Source organism: Salinivibrio sp. HTSP, assembly GCF_003390965.1.
GTDB lineage: Bacteria > Pseudomonadota > Gammaproteobacteria > Enterobacterales > Vibrionaceae > Salinivibrio > Salinivibrio kushneri.
Genome location: NZ_PXUD01000041.1, coordinates 19610 through 43017 on the forward strand (window position 1 = coordinate 19610; position 23408 = coordinate 43017).

Annotated in this window: 20 protein-coding genes, 1 other RNA gene and 1 other annotated feature; of the genes, 11 read left to right on the forward strand and 10 right to left on the reverse strand. The window is 49.9% G+C overall.

The window, feature by feature from the left end; translation table 11 throughout:
- The first annotated feature begins 467 nt into the window (after nucleotides 1-467).
- Both C7A19_RS08870 and arcB read left to right on the forward strand, forming a co-directional pair.
- Complete coding sequence (locus C7A19_RS08870; RefSeq protein ID WP_077484341.1) at nucleotides 468-2261, forward strand: diguanylate cyclase; 1794 nt, start codon at nucleotides 468-470, stop codon at nucleotides 2259-2261.
- A 9-nt stretch (nucleotides 2262-2270) separates the two neighbouring features.
- Entirely contained in the window at nucleotides 2271-4625 is a 2355-nt protein-coding gene (gene arcB, locus C7A19_RS08875) for an aerobic respiration two-component sensor histidine kinase ArcB (RefSeq protein WP_116644725.1), read from the forward strand.
- Between the two features lie 108 nt (nucleotides 4626-4733).
- Here the strand turns inward: arcB and arcA are convergent, their stop codons facing one another.
- A complete protein-coding gene (gene arcA, locus C7A19_RS08880) occupies nucleotides 4734-5453 on the reverse strand; it encodes a two-component system response regulator ArcA (RefSeq protein ID WP_077650490.1) in 720 nt (239 codons plus the stop codon).
- Nucleotides 5454-5887: 434 nt separating this feature from the next.
- On the opposite strand from arcA, the gene C7A19_RS08885 reads away from it, so the two are divergent.
- Together C7A19_RS08885 and C7A19_RS08890 are read left to right on the forward strand one after the other, a co-directional pair.
- Nucleotides 5888-6310 carry a DUF3293 domain-containing protein gene (locus tag C7A19_RS08885; RefSeq protein WP_069363424.1) on the forward strand — a complete coding sequence of 141 codons (423 nt, stop codon included), beginning with the start codon at nucleotides 5888-5890 and terminating at the stop codon, nucleotides 6308-6310.
- Nucleotides 6311-6344: 34 nt separating this feature from the next.
- On the forward strand, nucleotides 6345-6827 hold the full coding sequence (locus tag C7A19_RS08890) for a putative 4-hydroxy-4-methyl-2-oxoglutarate aldolase (RefSeq protein ID WP_069363425.1): 483 nt from the start codon (nucleotides 6345-6347) through the stop codon (nucleotides 6825-6827).
- Nucleotides 6828-6840: 13 nt separating this feature from the next.
- Here the strand turns inward: C7A19_RS08890 and C7A19_RS08895 are convergent, their stop codons facing one another.
- Both C7A19_RS08895 and aceK read right to left on the reverse strand, forming a co-directional pair.
- Nucleotides 6841-7314, reverse strand: coding sequence for a hypothetical protein (locus tag C7A19_RS08895; protein ID WP_077456574.1), 474 nt, complete (start codon nucleotides 7312-7314; stop codon nucleotides 6841-6843).
- A gap of 240 nt (nucleotides 7315-7554) precedes the next feature.
- Nucleotides 7555-9294, reverse strand: coding sequence for a bifunctional isocitrate dehydrogenase kinase/phosphatase (gene aceK, locus C7A19_RS08900; RefSeq protein ID WP_077456576.1), 1740 nt, complete (start codon nucleotides 9292-9294; stop codon nucleotides 7555-7557).
- Between the two features lie 165 nt (nucleotides 9295-9459).
- Nucleotides 9460-9576 (forward strand) — a sequence feature (Thr leader region).
- A 25-nt stretch (nucleotides 9577-9601) separates the two neighbouring features.
- Between aceK and thrA the strand changes: the two genes are divergently transcribed.
- The 3 genes from thrA to thrC are packed head-to-tail and all read left to right on the forward strand — an operon-like array spanning nucleotide 9602 to nucleotide 14303.
- Nucleotides 9602-12061, forward strand: a complete 2460-nt coding sequence (thrA, locus tag C7A19_RS08905; RefSeq protein WP_077599231.1) for a bifunctional aspartate kinase/homoserine dehydrogenase I — start codon at nucleotides 9602-9604, stop codon at nucleotides 12059-12061.
- A 2-nt stretch (nucleotides 12062-12063) separates the two neighbouring features.
- Complete coding sequence (gene thrB / locus C7A19_RS08910; protein WP_077456580.1) at nucleotides 12064-13023, forward strand: homoserine kinase; 960 nt, start codon at nucleotides 12064-12066, stop codon at nucleotides 13021-13023.
- Nucleotides 13020-14303 carry a threonine synthase gene (gene thrC / locus C7A19_RS08915; RefSeq protein ID WP_116644726.1) on the forward strand — a complete coding sequence of 428 codons (1284 nt, stop codon included), beginning with the start codon at nucleotides 13020-13022 and terminating at the stop codon, nucleotides 14301-14303. Before thrB ends, thrC begins: the two co-directional genes overlap by 4 nt.
- A 95-nt stretch (nucleotides 14304-14398) precedes the next feature.
- Here the strand turns inward: thrC and grcA are convergent, their stop codons facing one another.
- Entirely contained in the window at nucleotides 14399-14776 is a 378-nt protein-coding gene (gene grcA, locus C7A19_RS08920; protein WP_046074059.1) for an autonomous glycyl radical cofactor GrcA, read from the reverse strand.
- 586 nt (nucleotides 14777-15362) lie between these two features.
- Between grcA and ung the strand changes: the two genes are divergently transcribed.
- A complete protein-coding gene (ung, locus tag C7A19_RS08925; RefSeq protein ID WP_069363430.1) occupies nucleotides 15363-16046 on the forward strand; it encodes a uracil-DNA glycosylase in 684 nt (227 codons plus the stop codon).
- Nucleotides 16047-16117: 71 nt separating this feature from the next.
- On the opposite strand, the gene C7A19_RS08930 is transcribed toward ung, so the two are convergent.
- Nucleotides 16118-16297 carry a DUF3545 family protein gene (locus C7A19_RS08930; RefSeq protein WP_046074061.1) on the reverse strand — a complete coding sequence of 60 codons (180 nt, stop codon included), beginning with the start codon at nucleotides 16295-16297 and terminating at the stop codon, nucleotides 16118-16120.
- 242 nt (nucleotides 16298-16539) lie between these two features.
- Between C7A19_RS08930 and C7A19_RS08935 the strand changes: the two genes are divergently transcribed.
- Complete coding sequence (locus C7A19_RS08935; protein ID WP_116644727.1) at nucleotides 16540-17964, forward strand: sodium:alanine symporter family protein; 1425 nt, start codon at nucleotides 16540-16542, stop codon at nucleotides 17962-17964.
- Nucleotides 17965-18057: 93 nt separating this feature from the next.
- Nucleotides 18058-18831 (forward strand): peroxide stress protein YaaA, encoded by a 774-nt coding sequence (gene yaaA / locus C7A19_RS08940; protein ID WP_069363432.1) that lies wholly within the window; start codon nucleotides 18058-18060, stop codon nucleotides 18829-18831.
- 69 nt (nucleotides 18832-18900) lie between these two features.
- Here the strand turns inward: yaaA and serA are convergent, their stop codons facing one another.
- The 5 genes from serA to zapA all read right to left on the reverse strand — a co-directional run bounded on the left by serA (nucleotide 18901) and on the right by zapA (nucleotide 22328).
- Nucleotides 18901-20133, reverse strand: a complete 1233-nt coding sequence (serA, locus tag C7A19_RS08945; RefSeq protein ID WP_069363433.1) for a phosphoglycerate dehydrogenase — start codon at nucleotides 20131-20133, stop codon at nucleotides 18901-18903.
- Between the two features lie 354 nt (nucleotides 20134-20487).
- A complete protein-coding gene (rpiA, locus tag C7A19_RS08950) occupies nucleotides 20488-21147 on the reverse strand; it encodes a ribose-5-phosphate isomerase RpiA (protein ID WP_077458839.1) in 660 nt (219 codons plus the stop codon).
- Between the two features lie 56 nt (nucleotides 21148-21203).
- Nucleotides 21204-21803 (reverse strand): 5-formyltetrahydrofolate cyclo-ligase, encoded by a 600-nt coding sequence (locus C7A19_RS08955; protein ID WP_116644728.1) that lies wholly within the window; start codon nucleotides 21801-21803, stop codon nucleotides 21204-21206.
- Nucleotides 21804-21836: 33 nt separating this feature from the next.
- Nucleotides 21837-22019: non-coding RNA, 6S RNA (gene ssrS, locus C7A19_RS08960), on the reverse strand.
- Nucleotides 22020-22022: 3 nt separating this feature from the next.
- Complete coding sequence (gene zapA / locus C7A19_RS08965) at nucleotides 22023-22328, reverse strand: cell division protein ZapA (RefSeq protein ID WP_046074068.1); 306 nt, start codon at nucleotides 22326-22328, stop codon at nucleotides 22023-22025.
- A 483-nt stretch (nucleotides 22329-22811) separates the two neighbouring features.
- Here zapA and C7A19_RS08970 point away from each other — a divergent pair, with 483 nt between their 5' ends.
- Nucleotides 22812-23387 (forward strand): UPF0149 family protein, encoded by a 576-nt coding sequence (locus C7A19_RS08970; protein WP_077458837.1) that lies wholly within the window; start codon nucleotides 22812-22814, stop codon nucleotides 23385-23387.
- Nucleotides 23388-23408: the final 21 nt, after the last annotated feature.

A 23408-nucleotide genomic window follows, 5' to 3' on the forward strand; every position in this document is an offset into this window, starting at 1 on the left:
CTCACTGTTTTATCGATGGATTGACAGAGAGTGCACGGGCAAAGCGCTATTCAGCGACCTTCCAAATTAACGGCAAACCTTGCAAAGGTCAAATTTTTATATGCATTCTTTATGCATAGTAATCAACGTCCATCTTGATTGTAAATTGCTGATATTATTCTTCTTTTTGTCGAAATTATGCCAAATAATATCTATTCGCAATTATGCTATTTTGTTAAATAATTATTAAATAAAAGGTGAATTCGAGTAGATATTCTAGCTTTGAGCAGAAATAAAGAAGGGTGCGTTATATGCCTTCTCTTTCATAGCAAAAAGCACTGTCGATTGATGTAATAAAATAACAAATGATATTCACAAAGCTGTGAACAGGACAATCACGCGTTCTATCAAAATTGTGGCAAAATACGTCGCCGGTGAGGCGTTACGTCAATACGATCAAGGACAGTCATTAGGCAGACAGGAGTGGCATGGGGTTTTTTAGTTTTAGCTTGGTTCTAGTGTTAGGCGTGTTGCTCGGTTACGGGTGGCGCGCGCGTCGATCGACACTGGCGTTATCCGATTGGCGGGTGTACATGGCTGGGTTAGACACGCCGCATGCGATTGTCGCGGCCGATGATGGTGATATCTTGTACGCCAACGCTTCTTGTGTGGCCTCTTTTTCACTGGTAGGCAGCCATAACCGATTTAAAACCGCCAATGAAAAGCAGCAGCAAGCGGTGCGCGCCTTTATTGTGGCGCAGCGCTGGCCTCAGCCGTTTTCTAATGTTGAAGCCAAGGTAAGCGCCCCGGGCGCAAATCGGGTGCGGGTTGAGGTGACCTTATCTGGCTTGCCGATCCGCTGTTGTGGTAAGCGTGCCTGGCTCATTTCACTTTCTGCCTCTGAACCCAACACGCAATGGCACCTGCAGCAACAAGAACAAGGTGTGCTTTTAAGCGTGATTAATTCCTTGGCGGAGCTTGTCTGTTTTCAGGATGTGGAGGGCAATGTGGTAGGCACGAACGCCGCCTTTGATCGTTTCTGGCAAGGACGTGAGCAGGAGGCTGTGCTTTGGCAAGCCGGTGAACCGCTCTCTGAGCCGCGAACCGTGCGTACCTGGGCGACACAACCTCACGATGAAAGCTGCTTGTTGGAAACCAATATTACGACGCTAAAAAATGACAAGCAGGAAGTGATAGGCACATTGAGTATCAGCCATGATGTGACCAATTGGCATCAGATGCAGGAGCGGTTACAAAAAGAAGCACAACGACGTCACTCGGTTGAGCAAGTGCTGGAGCAGCGAAGTAACTTGCTCAGTGCGATTTTCCAAGCCAGTGTCGACCCTATCGGCATTTTTGATCAAGACTATTACCACCTTGCTTGCAATCAAGCGTATGCGGATGCGCTTGGCACCACCATTGACGCACTCGAGAATGCTCCCGCGCAACATGTGGTGGATCCGGAGATATTTGATCAGCACAAAGCGCGCGATAAGCAGGTGCTGGAAACGGGTGGAACCATTACCTATGAAGATGTCATTTTAACCGGTACGGGCGAGCAAACTTGGTATGAGGTGACCAAATCACGCATTCAAGATCCGGTGACCTTGGCTCCGGCTGTGCTGCTGATGGCACGAGACATTACCGAACGGAAAGAGACACAACAACAGTTAGCCGATGCCATCATGGCACTGCAAGATCTCAGCTTTGTTGATAGTCTCACGCAAGTGGCTAACCGACGCAGTCTTGACGAGCAATTAAGCACACTCTGGCGCTCACACGCCAGAGAGCAGACACCGCTTGCGTTTATTCTCTGCGATATTGATCATTTTAAGCTTTACAACGATCACTATGGCCACCAGCAAGGTGACTGGGCCTTACAGCAAGTGGCTAAGGCGCTCAAATCGTCCGTTCATCGCCCGATGGATATGGTTGCCCGCTATGGGGGGGAAGAATTTGCGATTGTCTTACCACAAACAGGGCTAAATGGCGCGATGGATGTGGCCGAAAGGGCGAGGCAAGCGATATTGGCGGCGAACATCGAGCACTTGGATGCGGCATCAACCCAGCAATTAACGATGAGCCTGGGGGCGGCCTGTATGATCCCAGCGCCGGAACAAGATTATGGTGACTTGGTACAATTTGCTGATCGCGCGTTATATCAAGCCAAACGACATGGCCGCAATCGTGTGAGTGTGCGGCAAGGTGCGTCTCATTCACGCCCATCAACCACGCAACGAGCCTCGGTGGCTGAATCTATTCACTTCGAACCTGGCGGTTAATAAGCCTATATGAAACAACTTAAAGTCCTTGCCCAATATTACGTCGACTTACTGGTCAAATTAGGGATTGTACGTTTTAGCATGCTACTGGCTTTAGCGCTTGTGGCGCTGGCGGTGGTGGTGCAAGTGGGGATCACCTTAGTCCTTGAGGGCACGGTTCAAAATATTGATATCATCCGCTCGGTTTTCTTTGGCCTAGTGATCACGCCGTGGGCAGTCTACTTTTTGTCGGTGGTGGTCGATCAGCTGGAAGAGTCTCGTCAGCGGTTATCAAAACTGGTCTCCAAGTTGGAAGAGATGCGCGCGCGTGATATGCGCCTCAACCGCCAACTGACCGAAAATATTGAGCAACTCAACTCGGAAATTGAAGAACGAGAGAAAGCAGAAAGTGCGCGCCAGCAGGCGATTAAAGATCTAGAAAACGAAGTCTATCAGCGTGAAAAAGCACAGCTTGAGCTAGCAGAGCAAACCGCGTTACTACGCTCTTTTATCGATGCGTCTCCGGATTTGATTTATTACCGCAATGCTGATGGCCAGTTCTCGGGCTGTAACCGAGCGATGGAAGAGCTAACCGGTTATGACGAGAAAACACTCAAAGGGCTGACACCTTGGGACGTTTATCGCGAAGATATTGCTGAAAAAGTGGTAGAAACCGATCAGCAAGTGTTTGATGCCAATGTGTCGATAACCTATGAGCAATGGCTTGAATATCAAGACGGGCGTAAAGCCTATTTTGAATTACGTAAAGTGCCTTTCTTTGCTCGAGATGGCCGGCACCTTGGGCTGCTTGGGTTTGGGCGAGAAATTACCGAGCGTAAGCGCTACCAAGATGCACTGGAAAAAGCGAGCCGAGAAAAAACCGCGTTTATTTCCACCATTAGTCATGAATTACGTACCCCGCTTAACGGGATTGTTGGTCTAAGTCGCATGTTGCTGGAGTCAAACCTGGATGATAAGCAACGTAATTATCTGCGGACGATTTATGTCAGTGCGATCACGCTGGGAAATATTTTTAACGATATCATTGATTTAGATAAATCCGATCGCAAGCGCCTGTCTCTGCATCCCACCAGCGTGGACTTCAATGAATTTGTCACCGAAATCGACAATATTTCCGAGTTAATGGCCGAGCAAAAGGGCTTGCGCTTTGAGCTTGAACGGGTCACTGAGTTGCCTGACTATGTGGCGGTTGATACCACGCGGCTGCGACAAATCCTATGGAACCTCGTCGGTAACGCGGTCAAATTTACCAAGCAAGGCTGTGTGATCGTGACAGTCAGCGCTGACGTGACAGGGGACCATGCCGACTTATGTTTCGAAGTCGAAGACAGTGGCATCGGGATCCCCGCGGATGAACAAGACAAGATTTTTGCCATGTATTACCAAGTCAAACAGGCGGGAGAAAACCTGCATGCCGTTGGTACAGGGATTGGCTTGGCGGTCTCGCGCAAATTAGCACGTTTGATGGGGGGAGATATTACCCTCGATAGTGAAGAAGGCGAGGGGAGTACCTTTACGGTCACACTCCGTGTACCACTGAGCGAGCCTGGGGAAGCCGAGACCCCGGCATTGGCACCTGTGGAGAATACGCTACGCATCTTATTGGTAGAAGATATTGAACTCAATGTTACCGTTGCCACCAGTTTACTGGAAAGTCTGGGGCATCAGGTGACCGTCGCCCGTGATGGGCAATCGGCGTTAGATGTGTTCTCGCCAGACGCGTTCGATCTGGCGTTGCTCGATATTCAATTGCCCGATATGACTGGGTTTGATATCGCGGGCACTTGGCGTGAGCAGTACGTACAATTGCCCCCTTTAGTTGCACTGACTGCCAATGTTATCAATGATAAAAATAGCTATCTCGCCAACGGAATGGACGATGCGATCAGTAAACCCATTAGTGTGAGTGCACTTAATCAGGTGATTGAACAGCATGCGCTATCATCCACTACGATGACGGATGTCGAGACAGCGAGTGATCCTGTGCCCAGTCGTCCTATTGCGAATGAACAAGCAGAGCGACTGCTCGATATGGACATGCTTACCGGTTACGTGGCGTTGGTAGGGGTAAACCCTGTGAAGCAAAGCATTGAAATGTTTGAGTCAACCATGCCAGAGTACATCGCCATTCTCGACTCGAATATGACGGCAAGAGATCAAGAGGGCATTGTTTCTGAGGCGCATAAGATAAAAGGTGCCGCGGGATCAGTGGGGCTCAAGCATATTCAAAAAGTGGCGCAGAAAGCACAATCCCCCGAATTACCTGCTTGGTGGGAAAACATTGCTGATTGGATTGATGAAATCAAAGATGGTTATCAGCACGATCTGGATGTGCTTAAAGCCTGGTTAGATGAGCAAGAGTAACCATGATTGACTCACCCGTCTAAAAAGAGAAAAGGCGCTGGGTAGGCGCCTTTTCGCTCTCTATTTGCATCCTGCGGAGCGTTCACCGCACGTTTTCAAACAGGCAAGTTATTGCTCTTCAATTTCACCGCAGAAGCGATAACCTTCACCATGGATGGTCGCAATAATTTCAGGTGTGTCATTGTGCGATTCGAAATGTTTGCGGATCCGGCGGATCGTGACATCCACGGTACGATCGTGCGGTTTTAGTTCACGGCCCGTCATTTTCTTCAGCAGCTCGGCACGCGTCTGAATTTTGCCTGGGTTTTCACAGAAGTGAAGCAGGGCACGGAACTCAGAGCGAGGCAGCTTAAAGGTTTCCCCTTCCGGGTTAATGAGCGAGCGACTGTTGATATCGAGTGTCCAGCCGTTAAAGATATACACATCGACATTACGCTTCTCGTCGCTGTCGTTGACACTGCTCATGGCACGCGTGAGCAGGTTACGCGCACGGATGGTGAGTTCGCGTGGATTGAACGGCTTGGTAATGTAATCATCGGCACCGATTTCGAGTCCGAGGATCTTATCAACTTCATTGTCACGTCCAGTGAGGAACATCAACGCCATGTCGCCTTGTTCACGCAGCTCACGTGCGAGCAGCAAGCCGTTTTTGCCTGGCAAGTTAATATCCATGATCACTAGGTGAACATGGTGGTTAGACAGGACTTGATGCATTTCGTCGCCATCGCTGGCTTCAAACACATTGTAACCTTCCGCTTCAAAGATACTTTTCAGCGTGTTACGTGTGACCTGTTCATCTTCTACAATCAGAATTTGCGGGGTTTGCATTGGCGATACCTAATATCTAAATAGAATCCGGTTGCACTTCACAGTCTAGACCGCCTAGCCTGTGAAAAAAATTTACAAAAATGCGAGGAGTGTCTACCGCGAACCTCGCAACTAACATATGGCACGCCATCCATAGAGAAGTGTTCGTCGATGCTAGACAACGCACCGTGAGTTCCAGCTTAAGACGGGGCGTGGCGGCGTTCGTTGACCACCAAGCCAATCACTCTGATATCCATTAATTATCGCCAATTGTATTCATTTAACAGCACGCTAACAATATATTAGGATAAGGGTTGATGATTTTTTTCATCCTTTATTGACCCCAATCAAAAGCATGTTAAGTGTCAGTTAGCGACGCGTTTTAACTTAACTTTATGAATATTCGCGCATAATTAGTCATTAAGCATAGTATGAGTCACGAGCAGGTGTAAACAATGTGTGATCCTGATAACCAGCAAGAATTGTGGAAAACTTACCAATCGATCGCGTTTCACGCCCCTCAAGCGCCAGATGCCGACGCATTTGCTATTCTTACCGCATTTAATCCGCGTAGCCAACCTTTATCTGAGAAAGAGAATCAATCGCGTAATGACCAGCTGGAAAGTGCCATGGTGCAACAAGGGATACGCTATTGGCCAATGAATGGCGGTGCGCCAGATGGGAGTTGGTATGAACCGGGTTTTGCGGTTGCTTTAGATAAGCACGAAGCGATGTTATTGGCGCAACAATGGCAGCAAAATGCTATCTATTGGGTAGAGAATGATAGCTTGTGGTTGTTGCCTGTTTTGATGGATACGTTTACACCGCAATCACTGAACGTGCGTTTTTCATCCTTGTTGACGGCCCCCACTCGCTAAATTTTCCTCACGACGAAAAAAGGAGAAAGGAATCATGGACGATAAATTGCCGGACTTATGTGATAACCACCCAGAAGCGGTGCAATGGCTACCTGTGCAGTGGCAAGACTATGGTGGCAAGCGCTGTTTTGAAGGGCGGGTGCGCACGGTACGTTGCCATCACGATAATTCCAAAGTGAAAGCGATGCTGGCAACCCGCGGTGAAGGGCAAGTGCTGGTGGTGGATGGCTCTGGTGCGATGGATAGAGCTTTGCTGGGCGATCTTATCGCGCAAAGTGCGGTAGATAATGGCTGGGCAGGGGTGGTGATTGCTGGGCCGGTTCGCGATGCGGCGACGTTAGCGACCTTGCCGATTGGCATTAAAGCCTTGGGTGTCTGCCCAATTAAAACACAAAAACGGGATCAAGGTGAGGTTGATGTGGCGTTGGCACTTGAAGGGGTATCAGTGATGGCAGGGCATTACCTATACGCCGATGCTAATGGCGTGGTGGTGTGTGCAGAGCCACTAACCGGCTAATCTGAGCCGCGAGCTAAAAGTGCAATCCAACCCCGAGTTGGTAAATCGATTCGGGGGAGGTTTCGGGACGAAACTCGACATCGAGCCCGGCATTGACATCAATCGATTCACTCAACTGGTAGCGACTGCTTACGCCCCACTGGTTGATCAGCGTATCGTCATTATCACGGCTAATTTGGCTCGAAAGGCGTAGCTTGTCGGTAAAACGGTATTCAATCCCACTTAATAACCCCTGTTGCGTGGTGTGTTGATCGTTTTCGCTTTTCAGTTGCGTGCCCATATAAACAGACACATTGCTGAGTGGGTAACGATAACCTGATTGAATGGTCCAACTGTCAAAGCCTTGTGTCGCCGATGGGATAGACTGAATAAAGAAGTGATCAGACATCCCTGTCGGCAGCGTTTGCCAAGTGAACGGATGGCCCCACGCAGGTGCTGCCACAGCTTGCAAGACGAGGGTCAACAGTCCTAATTGTTTTATACTCAAATCTTGTGCCTCATTGTTCTTTTTAGGCGTAGCGCAGTTTACGAAGATGCTGATTCGCTGCGATCAGTGTAGACAAAAAATAGAGACTGCTGCCGAATTTTGCCTCACGCCTCACGCCTCACGCCTCACGAAGAGGGTCGATAGACCAAGATGTCAATGTATTGACGATTCGCCATTGTATTGGCGCACAAAGGCGGTAACTCTCCCGTGTGCCGTTAATACACGATGACTAAGCAACGATTAGGCCATTTTTGCTGAGAGCGTCGTATGCCCTAATCGGTTTTCTTCGCTGTAGGGGCGAACATCATGAAAATGCCCGGCCTTTACCTGGCTTTGCAGTTGCTGCCAATAACCGGCTTCGAACAGCTCTGGATGAAGTCGGTCAAACTCGTCGGCGACGGTGCGATTAACCAGTAAGAACGTGCGAAATTCTTCCGGGAACACGTCATTGTCGCCCACACTGTACCAAGGCTCTGCAGCCAGCTCATCTTCTGGGTAGCGAGGCGGCGGAATACGGCGAAAGTTCACCTCTGTGAGGTAAGAAATTTCATCATAATCATAGAAAATGACTCGGTTGTGACGACTGACGCCAAAGTTTTTAAACAGCATATCGCCAGCAAAGATATTAGCGGCGGCCAGTTCTTTAAGCGCGTCACCATATTCTTGTACGGCTTGGGTGATGGCGTCCGGCTCGGCTTGCTCGAGATAGATATTTAACGGGATCATCCGTCGTTCCATGTAGAGGTGACGAATGCGCACTTCGTTGTCGGTGACGTTGACGCAGGAGGGGGCCACCTCGAGGAGTTCGTCAATCAAGGCATCGCTAAAACGGTCTCGCGGAAAAATGAAGTTGCGATACTCTTGGGTGTCGGCCATGCGTCCTACTCTGTCGTGCTCTTTTACCAAGCGGTATTTTTCCCTGACTTGGGCATGAGTCATTTGTTTTTGTGGCGCGAATTTGTCTTTGATGATTTTAAACACGAACCCATAGGAAGGCAGGGTAAACACTGACATCACCATCCCTTTAACCCCAGGCGCAATATCAAATAAATCATCTGAGTTATCCAGGTGGTAAAGAAATTCGCGATATAGCTCGGTTTTACCGTGTTTTTGGCAGCCAATCGCCGTGTAAAGCTCAGCGGGGGTTTTATTGGGCATCAACTGGTTAAGAAAGTCTACCAATGCCGCCGGGACAGGGGCATACACCATGAAATACGAGCGGGCAAAACCAAACACGATGCTGACATCATCACTGTCGGTAAGACAGGCGTCGATGTACAGCTCCCCTTGCTCGGAAATCGCCAGCGGCAGCACTAAAGGTCGACGTTGGTTAGCCATATCGAGTCGACCGATAAGGTAAGCGCCTTTGTTGCGGAAAAAAGGCTGACGCACCATCTCGAGGGTAAAGCTCATGGTAAGCTGCGGACCAAACCGTGCTTGCAGTATTTGGGTGATACGCTTGAGATCGCCACTTTTATCCCGCCAAGGTAGGGTAAACGGCGTGCTGTCGAGCATCCGCTCTAAAGTGGCGTAAATGCCTGCTTGCGATTGAAAGCGCCTTAACAAGGGAGTGGGGTATTTAGGGATCCGTCCCCCTTGGGAGCTTTGCACGAATAGCTTATCGCGGCGGATGTTGCGGTGTTCAAAGATCCGGCAATAAACCGAGTTAAAAAAGCTCTCGGCGATATCGTATCGCGGGTAGTCATCAAGCAAGGTGACGTAAGCGGCTTTGACTGCCATTAGAAAGGAGCGTGTGGCATGTTCTTTTCCCAGCATGGCACCTAGCTGCTGACTGACAAGGCCAACATGATGGTCATAGAACTGGATACGCGTTTTAAGCGCTTGTTGAACACTTTTCCAGTCTTGTTGCTCAAAGCGCTCTTGCGCACCGGAGGTGACATCGAGAAACCGGCCATACATAGCATCCGAGCCTTGTAGAATGGTATTGGCGACTAACTGAGCCATCGCTTCTTGGGTCATTCGCGCTCCTTGCGATCAGGTTGCTCCCTTGTTCAAGCTCGCAGAGTTTTGTTGAAAAAGCAATCAGGATCACTTTTTTGTTGACCTAAGCAACATGATTCGATACACCTAGAGAGAATCAAACAAAACAAATGATAAACGCAACACACATGCAACTAACGATCAGCACCCAGACCACCACAACCACCATTATTATTACTGGCACAACGTGTGTTGGTGCGGGCTGATACGCACAGAATTTACAAAAAAGCCCGTACCTTCTCAGGTACGGGCTTTTTTTTATCGTAGAGAGAGAGGTTCCAAACGGATGCGAGTTTTAAAATTTGGTGGCACGTCGCTTGCCGATGCTGAGCGCTTCAGCCGCGCTGCCGATATCATTGTCAGTAACCAAGGGCAGAGCGATGTATCTGCCGTGTTATCCGCCCCCGCGAAAGTCACAAACATTCTCGTTTCTGTGGTCGATAATACGGTCAAACATGGTGAAGCGGAGTTGCCGCTTAAAGAGCTCGAGCAGCTTTTCGTCGATTTGTTCCATGGTCTTGCTGAGCGGCAGCCCAACCTTGATACCCAGCCACTTTTCGATAAATTAACGCGTAGTCTCGGCCAACTTCGTCAATATGTGCATGGCATGAGTTTGTTGGGCCTTTGTCCCGATAGCACTTATGCGCGCGTGGTCAGCAAAGGCGAGCGTTTATCAGTCGCCGCAATGCATGCGTTGCTCGAAGCGCGTGGCTATGCGGTATTTGATATCGACCCGGTGGCATACTTTGCCGCTTCCGGGAGCCATCTAAGTGCTGAAGTAGACATCGAAGCCTCATCGCAACGTTTCAAACAATCACCCGTTCCAGCTAAGCACATTGGCCTGATGCCAGGGTTTATGGCGGGAAACGAAAACGGCGAGCTGGTGACCCTAGGACGCAATGGCTCTGACTACTCGGCGGCGGTACTCGCGGCGTGTGTACGTGCCGAGTGTTGCGAGATTTGGACAGATGTCGACGGTGTCTACAACTGTGATCCTCGCCTCGTACCGGATGCGCGCTTGCTTAAATCATTGAGCTATCAAGAAGCGATGGAGCTGTCTTACTTTGGCGCCAAAGTATTACATCCCAAAACCATTGCGCCAATCGCACGCTTCCACATCCCTTGTTTAATCAAAAATACCGCCAACCCGCAAGCCGAAGGCACCTTAATTGGCGAAGACAGTGGTGAGGATAAGCTGGCCATTAAAGGGATCACTACGTTAAGCGATCTGAGCATGGTAAACCTATCAGGCCCTGGTATGAAAGGCATGGTAGGGATGGCATCACGCGTGTTTGGTGCGATGTCATCGGCGGGGGTATCAATTGTGTTGATTACCCAATCCTCTTCTGAATACAGCATCAGTTTTTGTATTCAAAGCCGGGACAAAGAAAAAGCCGATAAGGTGCTGAGTAACCATTTTGAGCTTGAACTGAAAGATGGTCTGCTCGAGCCTGTCGAGTTTATGGATAACTTGTCGATTGTCTCCTTGGTAGGCGATGGTATGCGCACCTCGAAAGGTGTTGCCTCTCGCTTTTTCACCTCGTTGGCGGAAGTAAACGTCAATATCGTTGCGATTGCTCAAGGTTCATCGGAGCGTGCTATCTCTGCGGTTGTTCCTTCAGAGCGGGTCTCTGAAGCGGTTAAAGCCTGTCATGAAAACTTATTTAATAGCCAACATCACTTGGATGTATTTATCGTCGGTGTCGGTGGCGTGGGCGGTGAGCTGATTGAGCAAATCCGTCGTCAGCAAGCCAAGCTCCAGCAACAAGGCATTGTGATGCGGGTCTGTGGTTTAGCGAACAGCAAAGGGATGTGGCTGAATAGCCAAGGCATTGATTTGAATAGCTGGCGCGATGAACTTCCCAACCACCTATCGACGTTTAGCCTCGCGGGGATGATCCAGCTGGTTCAGCGCAATCACATCATTAACCCTGTGTTGATCGATTGCACCGCCGATCAGCAGGTCGCCGATCAATATGCTGATTTCTTGCGTGCAGGCTTTCACGTGATCACCCCCAACAAGAAAGCCAATACCAGTAGCATGGCTTACTATCACCAGTTGCGTCAGGCGGCCCGCGCGACTCACCGCAAATTTATGTATGAGACCACGGTGGGTGCAGGTTTACCGGTGATTGAAAATCTACAAAACTTGATTGCGGCCGGGGATGAGCTGTCACGCTTTTCTGGGATTTTATCAGGATCGCTTTCCCACATTTTCGGCAAGTTAGATGATGGCGCCAGCTTTAGCGAGGCGACCCAGGTCGCACGTGAAAACGGTTTTACCGAGCCGGATCCGCGTGACGATCTATCGGGCATGGACGTAGCACGTAAGCTCTTGATTCTGGCACGTGAAGCCGGCATGGAACTTGAACTTGACGATGTTGAGGTTGAACCTGCGCTTCCGCCTGGCTTTGATCAATCTGGCGATGTAGAAAGTTTCATGGCACGTTTGCCGCAAGCCGATGACTATTTTAAACAATGGTCAGAGGAAGCCGCCAAAGAAGGCAAAGTCTTGCGGTATATTGGTGGTATTGAAGACGGACGTTGCTTTGTCAAAATCCAAGCCGTATCCGATGATGATCCTATGAATAAAATCAAAGAGGGTGAGAACGCGTTGGCCTTCTATAGCCGTTATTATCAGCCGATTCCTTTGGTGCTGCGAGGCTATGGCGCGGGAACCGCCGTGACCGCGGCTGGGGTGTTTGCGGACTTAATGCGCACCCTAGGTTGGAAGTTAGGAGTCTAGTCATGGCAGTCCGTGTTTATGCACCCGCATCGATTGGTAACGTGAGTGTCGGGTTTGATGTTTTGGGGGCAGCGGTGAGCCCTATCGACGGCAGCTTATTGGGTGATGTGGTAGAAGTGGCAGACGGTGGAAACCAGGCGTTTTCATTGCGCTGCCAAGGCCGATTTATCGATAAGCTGCCTGCGAACGAGCAGGATAATATCGTTTATCAAGCGTACCTGGCCTATGCCGAGGTACTTAAAACCCGTGACTTGGCGGTGAAGCCGGTGGCGATGGTGCTTGAAAAGAATATGCCGATTGGATCAGGACTTGGCTCCAGTGCATGCTCGATTGTCGCCGCGCTCGATGCGTTAAATCGCTTTCATGACCATGCGCTCGATGAGAGCCGCATGTTAGCGCTGATGGGAGAGATGGAAGCGTCCATTTCCGGTAGCTTACATTATGATAATGTCGCGCCGTGTTATTTGGGTGGCGTTCAGCTCATGCTGGAAAGCCAAGGGGTGATCAGTCAAGCGGTGCCGCACTTTGAAAACTGGTATTGGGTGATGGCCTATCCGGGCATCAAGGTGTCGACGGCAGAAGCACGTACCATCTTGCCCGCCCAGTACCGTCGGCAAGATGTGATCGCTCATGGTCGCTATATCGGCGGCTTTATTCACGCGTGCCACACACAACAGCCTAAATTGGCGGCGAGTTTAATTTGCGACGTGATTGCCGAGCCGTATCGGCAAAAACTGTTACCGGGATTTGCGGACGCTCGCGACTATGCCGCCAGTTGTGGTGCATTAGCCACAGGGATCTCGGGGTCAGGACCGACGCTGTTTAGCATTTGTGATGATCGACAGGTGGCAGAGCGGTTAGCGCAGTGGTTGCGAGAGCACTATGTACAAAATAATGATGGCTTTGTTCATGTATGTCGCATTGATGGACAGGGCGCAAAAGAAATAGGAAGTCAGGCATGAAGCTATACAACATCAAAGATCACAGTGAAACAGTGTCATTCTCGCAAGCTGTCCAGCAAGGGCTCGGTCGCGGGCAAGGGTTATTTTTTCCTGAAAGCTTGCCCTACTTTGACGATATCGAGGCATTACTGGCCATGCCTTTGGTGGCGCGCAGTAGCAAGATTTTATCTGCATTAATTGGCGATGAGCTGCCAAAAAGCCAAGTGAGTGAACTGGTTAGCAATGCGTTTAGCTTTGCTGCGCCACTTGAACAAGTGGATGACCATATTCATGCGCTAGAGCTTTTCCATGGTCCGACATTGGCCTTTAAAGACTTTGGTGGCCGTTTTATGGCGCAGTCGCTGGCAGCGGTATCGGATGGTAAAAAGATCACCATCCTCACGGCGACATCTGGGGATACCGGGGCGGCGGTTGCCCACGCGTTCTACGGTATTGATAATATCGACGTGGTCATCTTGTACCCGAAAGGCAAAATCAGTCCGCTGCAGGAAAAACTCTTTTGTACACTTGGCGGCAATATTCATACGGTCGCGATCAATGGCACTTTTGATGATTGCCAAAGCATGGTCAAGCAAGCCTTTGATGATGGCGAGCTGCGTCAGGCCATTGGCCTTAATTCAGCGAATTCCATCAACATTAGCCGCTTAATGGCCCAGATTTGTTACTACTTCGAGGCGGTGGCGCAGCTCCCTGCGCATAAACGCGATCAGGTGGTGATATCGGTGCCCAGTGGTAACTTCGGTAACCTTACCGCAGGGTTGCTTGCTAAAGCGATGGGACTGCCGATTAAGCGCTTTATTGCGGGTACCAATGCCAATGATACGGTGCCACGGTATCTCGATTCAGGCGAGTGGGCACCGCAGCAAACGGTCGCCACCTTGTCCAACGCGATGGATGTGAGTCAGCCCAACAACTGGCCACGTATCGAAGAGCTTTTCCGCCGTGAGCAGTGGAGGCTGAGTGAACTTGCCTCAGGGCGTGCTGATGATGAAGAAACGGCTGAGAGCTTAAAGTCGCTCTCTCAGGCCGGTTACTTGTGCGAGCCTCATGGTGCGATTGCATACCGATTGCTGGCGGAACAGCTTGAACCAGGAGAAGAGGGGATCTTCTTGTGCACCGCCCACCCGGCCAAATTTAAAGAATCGGTTGACGCGATCCTCGGTAAAGATATTCCCCTACCTGGGCCGCTGGCGAAGCATGCGCAAATGACGCTGCTTTCACGCGAGCAAGAGCCTGATTTCCAAACGCTACGAGACTACTTGCTTGAAGTGAATGGTTAAGGTTTAGCCAGTTATCGCGATCATTAATACAACAACAGCCCGCGATTGCGGGCTGTTTTATTTGACACACACTCTGGTTTGCCTTGAACCGCTTCTTATAGGGAGCTGGTAAAGGTGCGGGTGATTACGTCACGCTGCTGCTCAGGCGTCAGTGAGTTAAAGCGTACCGCATAGCCAGAGACACGAATCGTTAGCTGTGGGTACTTCTCTGGGTGCTTAGCCGCATCTTCCAGTGTCTCACGCTTGAGTACGTTGACATTAAGGTGCTGACCGCCTTCGTTGACCGCTTGTGTTTCGATATTTACTTCGCGGTAATCGAATTCACCCAAAGAAGATAGGGCAACTTCCTGATCCGCTTCAAAGCCTTGTTTGGCACAGACACAGCGTGCTTGATCGGTGTCTTTATCGATCAACCAAATAGAATTAACGAGTTCATCATTGGCTGCTGAGGTTACTTGAATACCCGTGATCATGGCCTATCCCCTTTTATGATAGTGACTTTTTATGATGTAAGATTTCATCATTTTGAGTGTCTATATATACCCTTTTTAGAGTGGGGATTTATTGACCTGAATCAAGTTTGTTGTGTTCTTAACATTATGATATTTATCTTATATCAATCTTTGTTTATCTAATGCGGTTACTGTAGCACGCGCCCTTCCTCCCGACTAGCACTTGCGCAATACTTTAATGAAAATTGTAGTAATAAAATTACAAAAGAAAGCGTCGTGTGTGCGCAAAAAAGAGGCAAATTTGCACCACTTGTGCTCATTTTGCGGCTCATGCTGTTCGGGGTGTTGGCTAATGGTATGATTTTATTGCGTTTGTAAAGTTGGCATTAAAATTTCATTGTCTACGATGAATCCATAATGATGAGGAAAGCACCATGATTAAGCCAACCATGACTCGCGCGAGCTTACCCGCCCCCAACCGCGCGGTACAAGGCCGCTGTCAGCGTCATTACCACGCTCATACCGAACGAACAAAAGATCGTTCTACACACTGATTTTGCCAAGCTGCCTCGTTAGAATAGCGCCAATGTGATCAAAAGGAGCAACCATGACTCAGGCGCAAACGTGGCAGCAAGTGCTGGCTGATGAGAAACAACAAGCTTACTTTCGCGAAACCCTCGCCTATGTTGAACAAACACGTGCCAATGGCGTGACGGTTTTTCCACCGAAAGAAGATGTGTTTAACGCCTTTCGCTATACTGAGCTGGGCGACGTCAAGGTGGTGATTCTGGGCCAAGACCCGTATCACGGGCCGAACCAAGCTCACGGGCTGTGTTTTTCTGTGCGTCCAGGCGTGAAAACACCACCGTCATTGGTCAATATCTACAAAGAGCTTGCCACCGATATTGAAGGCTTTACGCCACCTTCTCACGGGTATTTAAAAAGCTGGGCAGAGCAAGGTGTGTTGTTGCTTAATACCGTGCTCACCGTGGAGCAAGGGAAGGCACACTCCCACGCCAAACTGGGATGGGAAACCTTCACGGATCGTGTCATTGAGGCGGTAAACCAACAATGCCAAGGCGTGGTGTTCTTATTATGGGGCGCGCACGCCCAGAAAAAAGGCAAAGCGATTGATCGTCAGCGCCATCATGTACTCACCGCGCCTCATCCGTCGCCACTGTCAGCGCATCGTGGCTTTTTTGGTTGTCAGCACTTTTCACAAACCAATGCGCTGTTGCAAGCGCAGGGAAAAATGCCCATTGATTGGCAGCCTTATCTCGAGACGGAGTAGGCGAAGTCGCTGATGGAGGATAAAAAAGGTGCTCGATGAGCACCTTTTAACAATCCTATATTGAGGGTGAGTTAATCGAGGTCCAGTTGAGAGAAATCGCCAAAAATATCGATTTCTTCCAATTCTTTTTTTAGCCGCTGTTTGTCTTTCAGCGCTTCAATTTCTCTCCATTTACGTTTGACTGGTTTTGCGCGTCCGTTGCGTTGTGGCTTGTCTTGCTCGAATAGATCGTTAAAGGCAATGTTTTCCATAGTCACCTCTTTTTCACCTTGCGGTCAGTTTCTAAATACCACAGCTCCCCCTAACGTAAAATTGAAGTATTTCTCATTTGTGGCAGTCAGATGAAGTTTTTATGAGACTGCAATCACTGATTTTTAAAATCAGTGACTGTTGCCCCAGCCGTGATGGGTTTGAATTGACCTAGGCGGTGGTTCACGCGAAGATTGCGCCGCATCGCTATTATCCTTACTGAATCACGACGAGGGACAGTCCATTGAGCCTACTCACTTTTATTAATGATCTGATTTGGGGCTCGGTGCTCATTTATGTGCTCATCGGTGGCGGGATCTTTTTTACCTTAAAATTAGGGGGGATTCAGTTTCGTCACTTTTCCCATATGTTTTCGGTTATGCGTCATAGTCGACGTCGTGAGGGGAGCAGTATTTCGTCTTTCCAAGCCTTGTGTACCGGGCTTGCCGCGCGTGTTGGGACGGGCAATATGGCTGGGGTGGCGGTTGCCCTGTCATTGGGTGGCCCGGGGGCGATTTTTTGGATGTGGCTAATGGCATTCCTCGGCATGGCCACAGCGTTTGCCGAGAGCACGCTGGCACAAGTGTATAAAGTGCGGGATCCCGACGGCTATTTTCGCGGTGGTCCAGCCTATTACATGGAATATGGGTTAGGCATGCGTTGGATGGGGGTGCTTTTCTCGATATTGCTGATCCTGGCATTTGGCTTGGTGTTTAATTCGGTGCAAGCTAACTCTATCTCACAAGCGGCACAGGTGGCATTTTCATGGCCGCCGGCCTATGTTGGTGCGGGATTGGTGCTGGTCAGCGGCTTGATCATATATGGCGGGCTACGCCAAATCGCGCGCACGGCCGAAGTGATTGTGCCCGTGATGGCACTCCTGTATTTGTCGTTATCCGTGTATGTGGTCGTCACCCATCTTGAGCAGGTACCTGCGGTATTCATGCTGGTGGTAAAGAGCGCATTTGGCCTTCACGAAGCGGCATCGGGGGCATTGGGTTACACCTTGGCACAGGGCATGATTCAAGGCATCAAGCGCGGCTTGTTTTCGAATGAAGCTGGCATGGGGTCAGCGCCCAATGCCGCCGCTTCGGCGACGCCTTATCCGCCTCATCCTGTTTCGCAAGGCTATGTGCAAATGCTCGGCGTGTTTGTCGATACCTTGGTGATCTGCACCGCTACTGTAGCGATTATTCTGCTATCAGGTGAGTACATTCCCGGCGGCGAAATCACGGGAGTTGAGTTGACTCAGCGGGCGTTAAGCGCACAAATGGGTGACTGGGGGGAGCAGTTTGTGGCCGTCGCGATTTTCTTCTTCGCCTTTACCTCTATTATTGCCAATTATTCGTATGCAGAAACTAACCTGTTATTTATCAATCAGCGTTGCCGTCCGGCGTTGCCGTACTTCCGTGCCTTAGTTTTAGGCATGGTCATGTTTGGGGCGCTGGCGGAACTGCCGCTGGTATGGACCCTCGCGGATGCGTCTATGGGGATGATGGCACTGGTAAACATGATTGCGATTTTTTTGTTATCGGGCATCGTCAAGCGTTTGGCAAAGGATTATCACACTCAACGTTCGTTGGGGCGACTGCCTGTGTTTGACAGTCGTCGTTTTCCTGAGCTGCACAGTCAGCTTGATGATAAGGCATGGCCGCTCCCCAAACGTTAGCCATCGGTAAGCGTGATGTGCGGTGGCGGGCGGTGGTTTTTTTATGCGGGAATGATAGGCTTAGCAAAGATATTTAACAAAAGGGCGAGCAACATGCTGATAGTGGTTTCTCCTGCAAAAACCTTGGATTATGAAACGCCATTGCCGACAGACCGTTATACCCAACCTCAGCTGACTGAACACTCAGAGGCGTTGATTGAGGTTTGCCGCCAGCTGACGCCGGCAGACATTGCCTCGCTGATGAAAGTCAGTGATAAAATCGCCAGTCTTAATGCTGTGCGTTTTTCTGAATGGTCTCCCTCTTTTACCCCAAATAATGCACGACCCGCCGCGCTTGCCTTTAAAGGGGATGTGTACACAGGGCTAGATGCCAATTCAATGTCCGAGCAAGACTTCGATTGGGCACAAGATCATTTTCGTATGTTATCCGGCTTGTATGGCCTGTTGCGGCCGCTCGACTTGATGCAGCCCTACCGCTTAGAGATGGGCACCAAGTTGTCGACGCCACGCGGTGATAACCTCTATCAGTTCTGGGGAGATATCATCACAGAGGCACTGAATGATGACTTGGCGGCGCAAGGCAGTGAGCTATTGGTGAACCTTGCCTCTAATGAATACTTTAAAGCGGTTAACAAGAAAGTGCTTAACGGCGACATCATCACCCCGGTGTTTAAAGATTATAAAAACGGTCAATACAAGGTGATCAGCTTCTATGCCAAAAAAGCACGTGGCATGATGGCGCGTTATTTGATTGATCAGCGCGCGAGTTCAGTGGCAGACATTAAAGCGTTTAATGTGGCAGGCTATTATTTCAGTGAAGCGGACTCAAAAGGCAACGAGTTGGTCTTTCTGCGCGACGAGCAATAAGTGTTGCCAGGGATAACAAGCAAGCATCCAAAAAGCCCCTGTCGGGGCTTTTTTCGTTTCTGGCACGAATCAGTGCAGGATTCGCGCGCGTATGGTGCCTTCGATCGCTTTTAGCTTTTTCAGTGCTTTGTAGGCATGGTCACTGTCTTCGACATCAATCACCACATAACCAATTTGCGACGATGTTTGTAAGTACTGGGCCGCGATATTAACGTTTTCGTCCGCGAACGTTGTATTGATTTTGGTCAGCACCCCGGGACGGTTGGCGTGTATATGCAGCAAGCGCGAGCGGCCTTGATGCTCTGGCAGTGATACTTCAGGGAAGTTGACGCATGACAGAGTCGAGCCATTGTCAGAATACTTAACCAACTTACTGGCGACTTCCAAGCCTATATTTTCCTGTGCTTCCTGCGTTGAGCCACCGATATGCGGTGTGAGTAGCGCATTATCAAACGCTTGTAGCGGAGAGCTGAATGCGTCTTTGTTGGTTTTTGGCTCAACCGGGAAAACATCGATCGCCGCACCGGCCAAATGCTTGCTTTCTAGCGCCCCGCATAGGGCATCGATATCAACCACGGTGCCGCGTGAGGCATTTATAAAGATTGCCCCTGGTTTCATGCGGGCAAAGGCCTCGGCATCAATCATATTCTGCGTACTTGGCGTCTCGGGGACATGGAGCGAGACAATATCACTGCGATTAAGCAGCTCTGTGAGCGAGTTAACTTGAATCGCGTTGCCTAACGAGAGTTTGTTGTCGACATCATAGTAATACACGCGCATCCCTAAGTTTTCCGCCAAGATGCTCAGCTGGGTACCGATATGGCCATAGCCAATAATGCCCAGTACCTTACCGCGCGCTTCAAAAGAGCGGTCAGCAGACTTTTGCCACTCGCCGCGATGTGCTTTAGCATTCTTTTCGGGGATCCCGCGTAGGAGCAGCAGGATCTCACCTAAAACCAGCTCTGCGACACTGCGGGTGTTGGAGAAAGGCGCGTTAAAAACGGGGATCCCGCGCTTAGCCGCAGCATCAAGATCGACTTGGTTGGTGCCGATACAAAAGCAGCCAACCGCGACCAGCTTCTTCGCTTTTGCAAAGACAGCTTCCGTTAATTGGGTGCGAGAGCGTAGCCCCACAAAGTGTGCATCTTGGATAGCTTGTTCGAGATCCTCACCAGTGAGTGAGCCTTTGTGGTACTCGATGTTGGTATATCCGGCCTGCTTGAACGCTTCAACAGCAGTAGGATGGACGCCTTCGAGTAATAGGATTTTGATTTTATTCTTGTCCAGTGAATAGTGTGACATGCGGGCTGTTCTCTTCCTTAGAAACAATAATGGTAGCAATGTTGCGCCTGAGTGCCGGGGCGCATCGTACCTTATTCCCTCGCGTGAGTGGCGAAAAGGAGTGGCGGTTGATTGACCTGGTCATTAGCGTGATCTTTTACGTCAAAAGACCGCAGGGCAGGCGATGTGCCGGTATCAGAACAGTGACCAAGATAACAAAAATTCCCATGTGGGGTAAGAATTATCCGTTCTAGACCATAAAAAAAGCACCTTGAAAAAGGTGCTTTTAACTTATTGATTACATTGAGCGCAAACGTTTGGCTTTTTTTGTTATTACCCGTGGGGCGTAAGCATTTGATTTGCTGTGTTATGCACTCAGTTTGCCACTTTTTTCACGCCAGTGTCGGTACCGGTTAACACGATGTCTGCGCCGCGATTGGCAAACAGGCCAACCGTCACCACACCAGGAATCGCATTGATGGCGTCCTCTAACCCTTTGGGATCTTGAATTTTCATATTGTGTACGTCGAGGATCACGTTGCCATTGTCCGTGATCACACCTTGACGGTAACACGGGTCGCCCCCTAGCTTGAGCAATTCACGCGCGACATAAGAGCGTGCCATAGGGATCACTTCAACGGGAAGTGGAAACTCACCCAACACATCCACATGTTTGGTGTCGTCGATAATACAAACAAACTTGTCTGCGATTGCCGCGACGATTTTCTCACGCGTCAAGGCAGCACCACCGCCTTTAATCATATGATTGCGCGCATTGATCTCATCTGCACCATCAACATAGATATCTAAACTCGCCACTTCATTGGCGTCGAGTACCTCAATGCCCAAGGCTTTTAGTCGCTCGGTCGAGGCTTCTGAGCTAGACACCGCGCCTTTGATTTGCTCCTTAATTGGCTCGAGGGCATCAATAAAGTAGTTCACGGTCGACCCCGTTCCCACACCAATGATGCTGCCGGGTTTGACATATTCCACCGCGGCTTCGCCCGTGGCTTTTTTCTTTTCGTCTTGGGTCATGCTAACTCCTGAATCTAGGGGATTGGGCGTGATTATAGCGAAGCCAATAGATGGCGTCAGGGTTTAGGTCGCGAAATACGCGTTGGCCACTGCCAATGTTGGCTGGGGGTCAAAATATGTGGCAAAGGCACATCCCATTGCTCGGTCGGTAACGCGGGCCATTGCTGGCAATCATGCGCGAGCCCAACCGCGACCGCATCCGGTGCGCATAAGCCGAGTGTACGGTCGTAGTAGCCCCCTCCCATGCCAAGGCGCTGTCCTTTAGCGTCAAACGCCACCAAAGGTGTGGCAATCACGTCGAGTTTTCTACTCGGTATCAAGGTGCGAATATCGAGCTGGGGCTCAGCAATCCCATAACCATTAATCCGCATTGGGGTGGTCGGGGTGTAGTGGAGAAACAGTAAGTGACCACGGCTAAAGGGATGAATGACGGGCAAGTAGACATTTTTGTTCGCCCTCCAGCACGCCTCAATGACAGGCGTTGTATCTAGCTCGCCATCGAAAGAGAGGTACAGGGCAACGTTTGTGGCTTGTTCAACATCAGCCAGCGCGATAAATCGTTTGGTCACCGCCTCTGCGGCGAACGTTTGTTGCTCAGGAGAGAGCTGACGACGTGCGTCACGGATGGCGTGTCGTATGTGTTGTCTAGGCTGCATAACTGTCCTTGATGCTAGCCAAAGGGTGGTGAAGAGGACCCCGGGGTGCCGTTGGGATCGATGGCCCTTGAACCCGCTGGTTCAAGGCGGGTGGGTAGTATAAACCGTAGGCTTCTCGGTGCATGCCGAGCTTGCTCAGTAGCTTATAACAACGCACCCTTAGTTTTGCTTATCGGCTCAGGGACGTAGATCCGCTGACAAACACCCCAGGGAATTGGGTTATTCTTGCGATCCTTGCGCTGCCATTGCTTTATCGAGTTGTGATGTCATCAGGGCGGTCCGTTGCGTTACCTGATCTTGCAGTGTCTCTAATGACTGTTTGGCATCATTTAATTCGTGGCAAACATTGAGAGCGGCAATGGCAATTAGCTGTTCTGTATTGCTTACTTTAGTGCGCTCAGCCAGCCGATGCAACCGTTGATCGAACTCGCTTGCTGCATCTTTAAGCGCTTGCTCTTGCCCGGGTGGACAATTGACGCGAACAAGACGATCTAGAATTTTAATTTCAACCGGTTGTGTGCTCATAGTCCCACGCTGGCTCCTCATACGGCCCGATTTGTCGAGGGCCCAGTACACAATAATATGGCGCTATTCTAGCAATTATTCTGGTGAATACACTACATCGAAAACCATCTCCGCCACTGGTGCCGCGAATTTAATCAAAAAGTGGTATTCAAACGACGCATAGGTCTAACAATAACAACCCTTTAAGGGCGATAATATGACGGCAGTCGTGCCTATCATTCACTGAGTGTTTCAGCTTTTAGACAGAACTGTGAATTGGCTCGCTAAGAGGAAAGCCTCCCGCCGGTGTGGGTTGATCCTTGTCATCGTGATTGGCTGGTTGATGCCTTTACACTGTGCTTATCAACCAGCCACCCAACACGCAATGTATCGCGTAGCCGTTGCATCGGCGTGAGATCGTTTTTAATCGCAATGATTCAGCCCAGTGGTGTGAAATGCTAAACTAAGCCTCTTATTTTTGATGGCACAGCAAGGGGCAAGATTGTGACTGATACCCGTTTACCCGCTTATGCGACAACAGCAGACACACTGAGAGCTGATAGTTTGGCGGTAACGCCTGCAGAAATGCACGGTTTAATCGCTGGCATGCTCAGTGGCGGGCTAGAGCTGGAAGATGGTAGCTGGCTAACCATGCTTTATGATTACACCCATCAAGGGATGGGGTGGCCAACAGAGTCTAAGACACTTGCCATGCAAAGCTATCACCAGCTAAAAGCGCAGCTTACCGGCAGTGATCTTGATTTAGATATTTATGTCCCTGACGACGAACAATCCGGTGTCGTGGCTCGAGCCGAAGCACTGGTGGAGTGGATCAACGCGTTTTTAGCCGGAGTGGGATTGATCGGAACCAAAGGTCGCACCTTATCTAAGGATGTGACAGAAGCGTTGGGCGATCTTAAAGACGTGGCGCAGCTGGGTGTCGATGAAGATGGCGACATGCAAGAGCAAGCAGAGTTGCTTGAGCAGGTTGTCGAACATGTGCGCGTGTGCAGCATGGTGGTACATGCCGAACTTGGGGCGCGCCCGGACAGTGACGATACGCCTAAAACATTGCATTAATCTCAATGACGCGTTCAGATT

Coding starts and splice junctions, on each gene's coding strand:
- thrB (WP_077456580.1), top strand. CDS start 12,064: ATGGCAGTCCGTGTTTATGCACCCGCATCGATTGGTAACGTGAGTGTC.
- aceK (WP_077456576.1), bottom strand. CDS start 9,294: ATGACCCAAGAAGCGATGGCTCAGTTAGTCGCCAATACCATTCTACAA.
- serA (WP_069363433.1), bottom strand. CDS start 20,133: ATGTCACACTATTCACTGGACAAGAATAAAATCAAAATCCTATTACTC.
- yaaA (WP_069363432.1), top strand. CDS start 18,058: ATGCTGATAGTGGTTTCTCCTGCAAAAACCTTGGATTATGAAACGCCA.
- C7A19_RS08955 (WP_116644728.1), bottom strand. CDS start 21,803: ATGCAGCCTAGACAACACATACGACACGCCATCCGTGACGCACGTCGT.
- arcB (WP_116644725.1), top strand. CDS start 2,271: ATGAAACAACTTAAAGTCCTTGCCCAATATTACGTCGACTTACTGGTC.
- ung (WP_069363430.1), top strand. CDS start 15,363: ATGACTCAGGCGCAAACGTGGCAGCAAGTGCTGGCTGATGAGAAACAA.
- arcA (WP_077650490.1), bottom strand. CDS start 5,453: ATGCAAACCCCGCAAATTCTGATTGTAGAAGATGAACAGGTCACACGT.
- grcA (WP_046074059.1), bottom strand. CDS start 14,776: ATGATCACGGGTATTCAAGTAACCTCAGCAGCCAATGATGAACTCGTT.
- thrC (WP_116644726.1), top strand. CDS start 13,020: ATGAAGCTATACAACATCAAAGATCACAGTGAAACAGTGTCATTCTCG.
- rpiA (WP_077458839.1), bottom strand. CDS start 21,147: ATGACCCAAGACGAAAAGAAAAAAGCCACGGGCGAAGCCGCGGTGGAA.
- C7A19_RS08870 (WP_077484341.1), top strand. CDS start 468: ATGGGGTTTTTTAGTTTTAGCTTGGTTCTAGTGTTAGGCGTGTTGCTC.
- C7A19_RS08885 (WP_069363424.1), top strand. CDS start 5,888: ATGTGTGATCCTGATAACCAGCAAGAATTGTGGAAAACTTACCAATCG.
- thrA (WP_077599231.1), top strand. CDS start 9,602: ATGCGAGTTTTAAAATTTGGTGGCACGTCGCTTGCCGATGCTGAGCGC.
- C7A19_RS08890 (WP_069363425.1), top strand. CDS start 6,345: ATGGACGATAAATTGCCGGACTTATGTGATAACCACCCAGAAGCGGTG.
- C7A19_RS08930 (WP_046074061.1), bottom strand. CDS start 16,297: ATGGAAAACATTGCCTTTAACGATCTATTCGAGCAAGACAAGCCACAA.
- zapA (WP_046074068.1), bottom strand. CDS start 22,328: ATGAGCACACAACCGGTTGAAATTAAAATTCTAGATCGTCTTGTTCGC.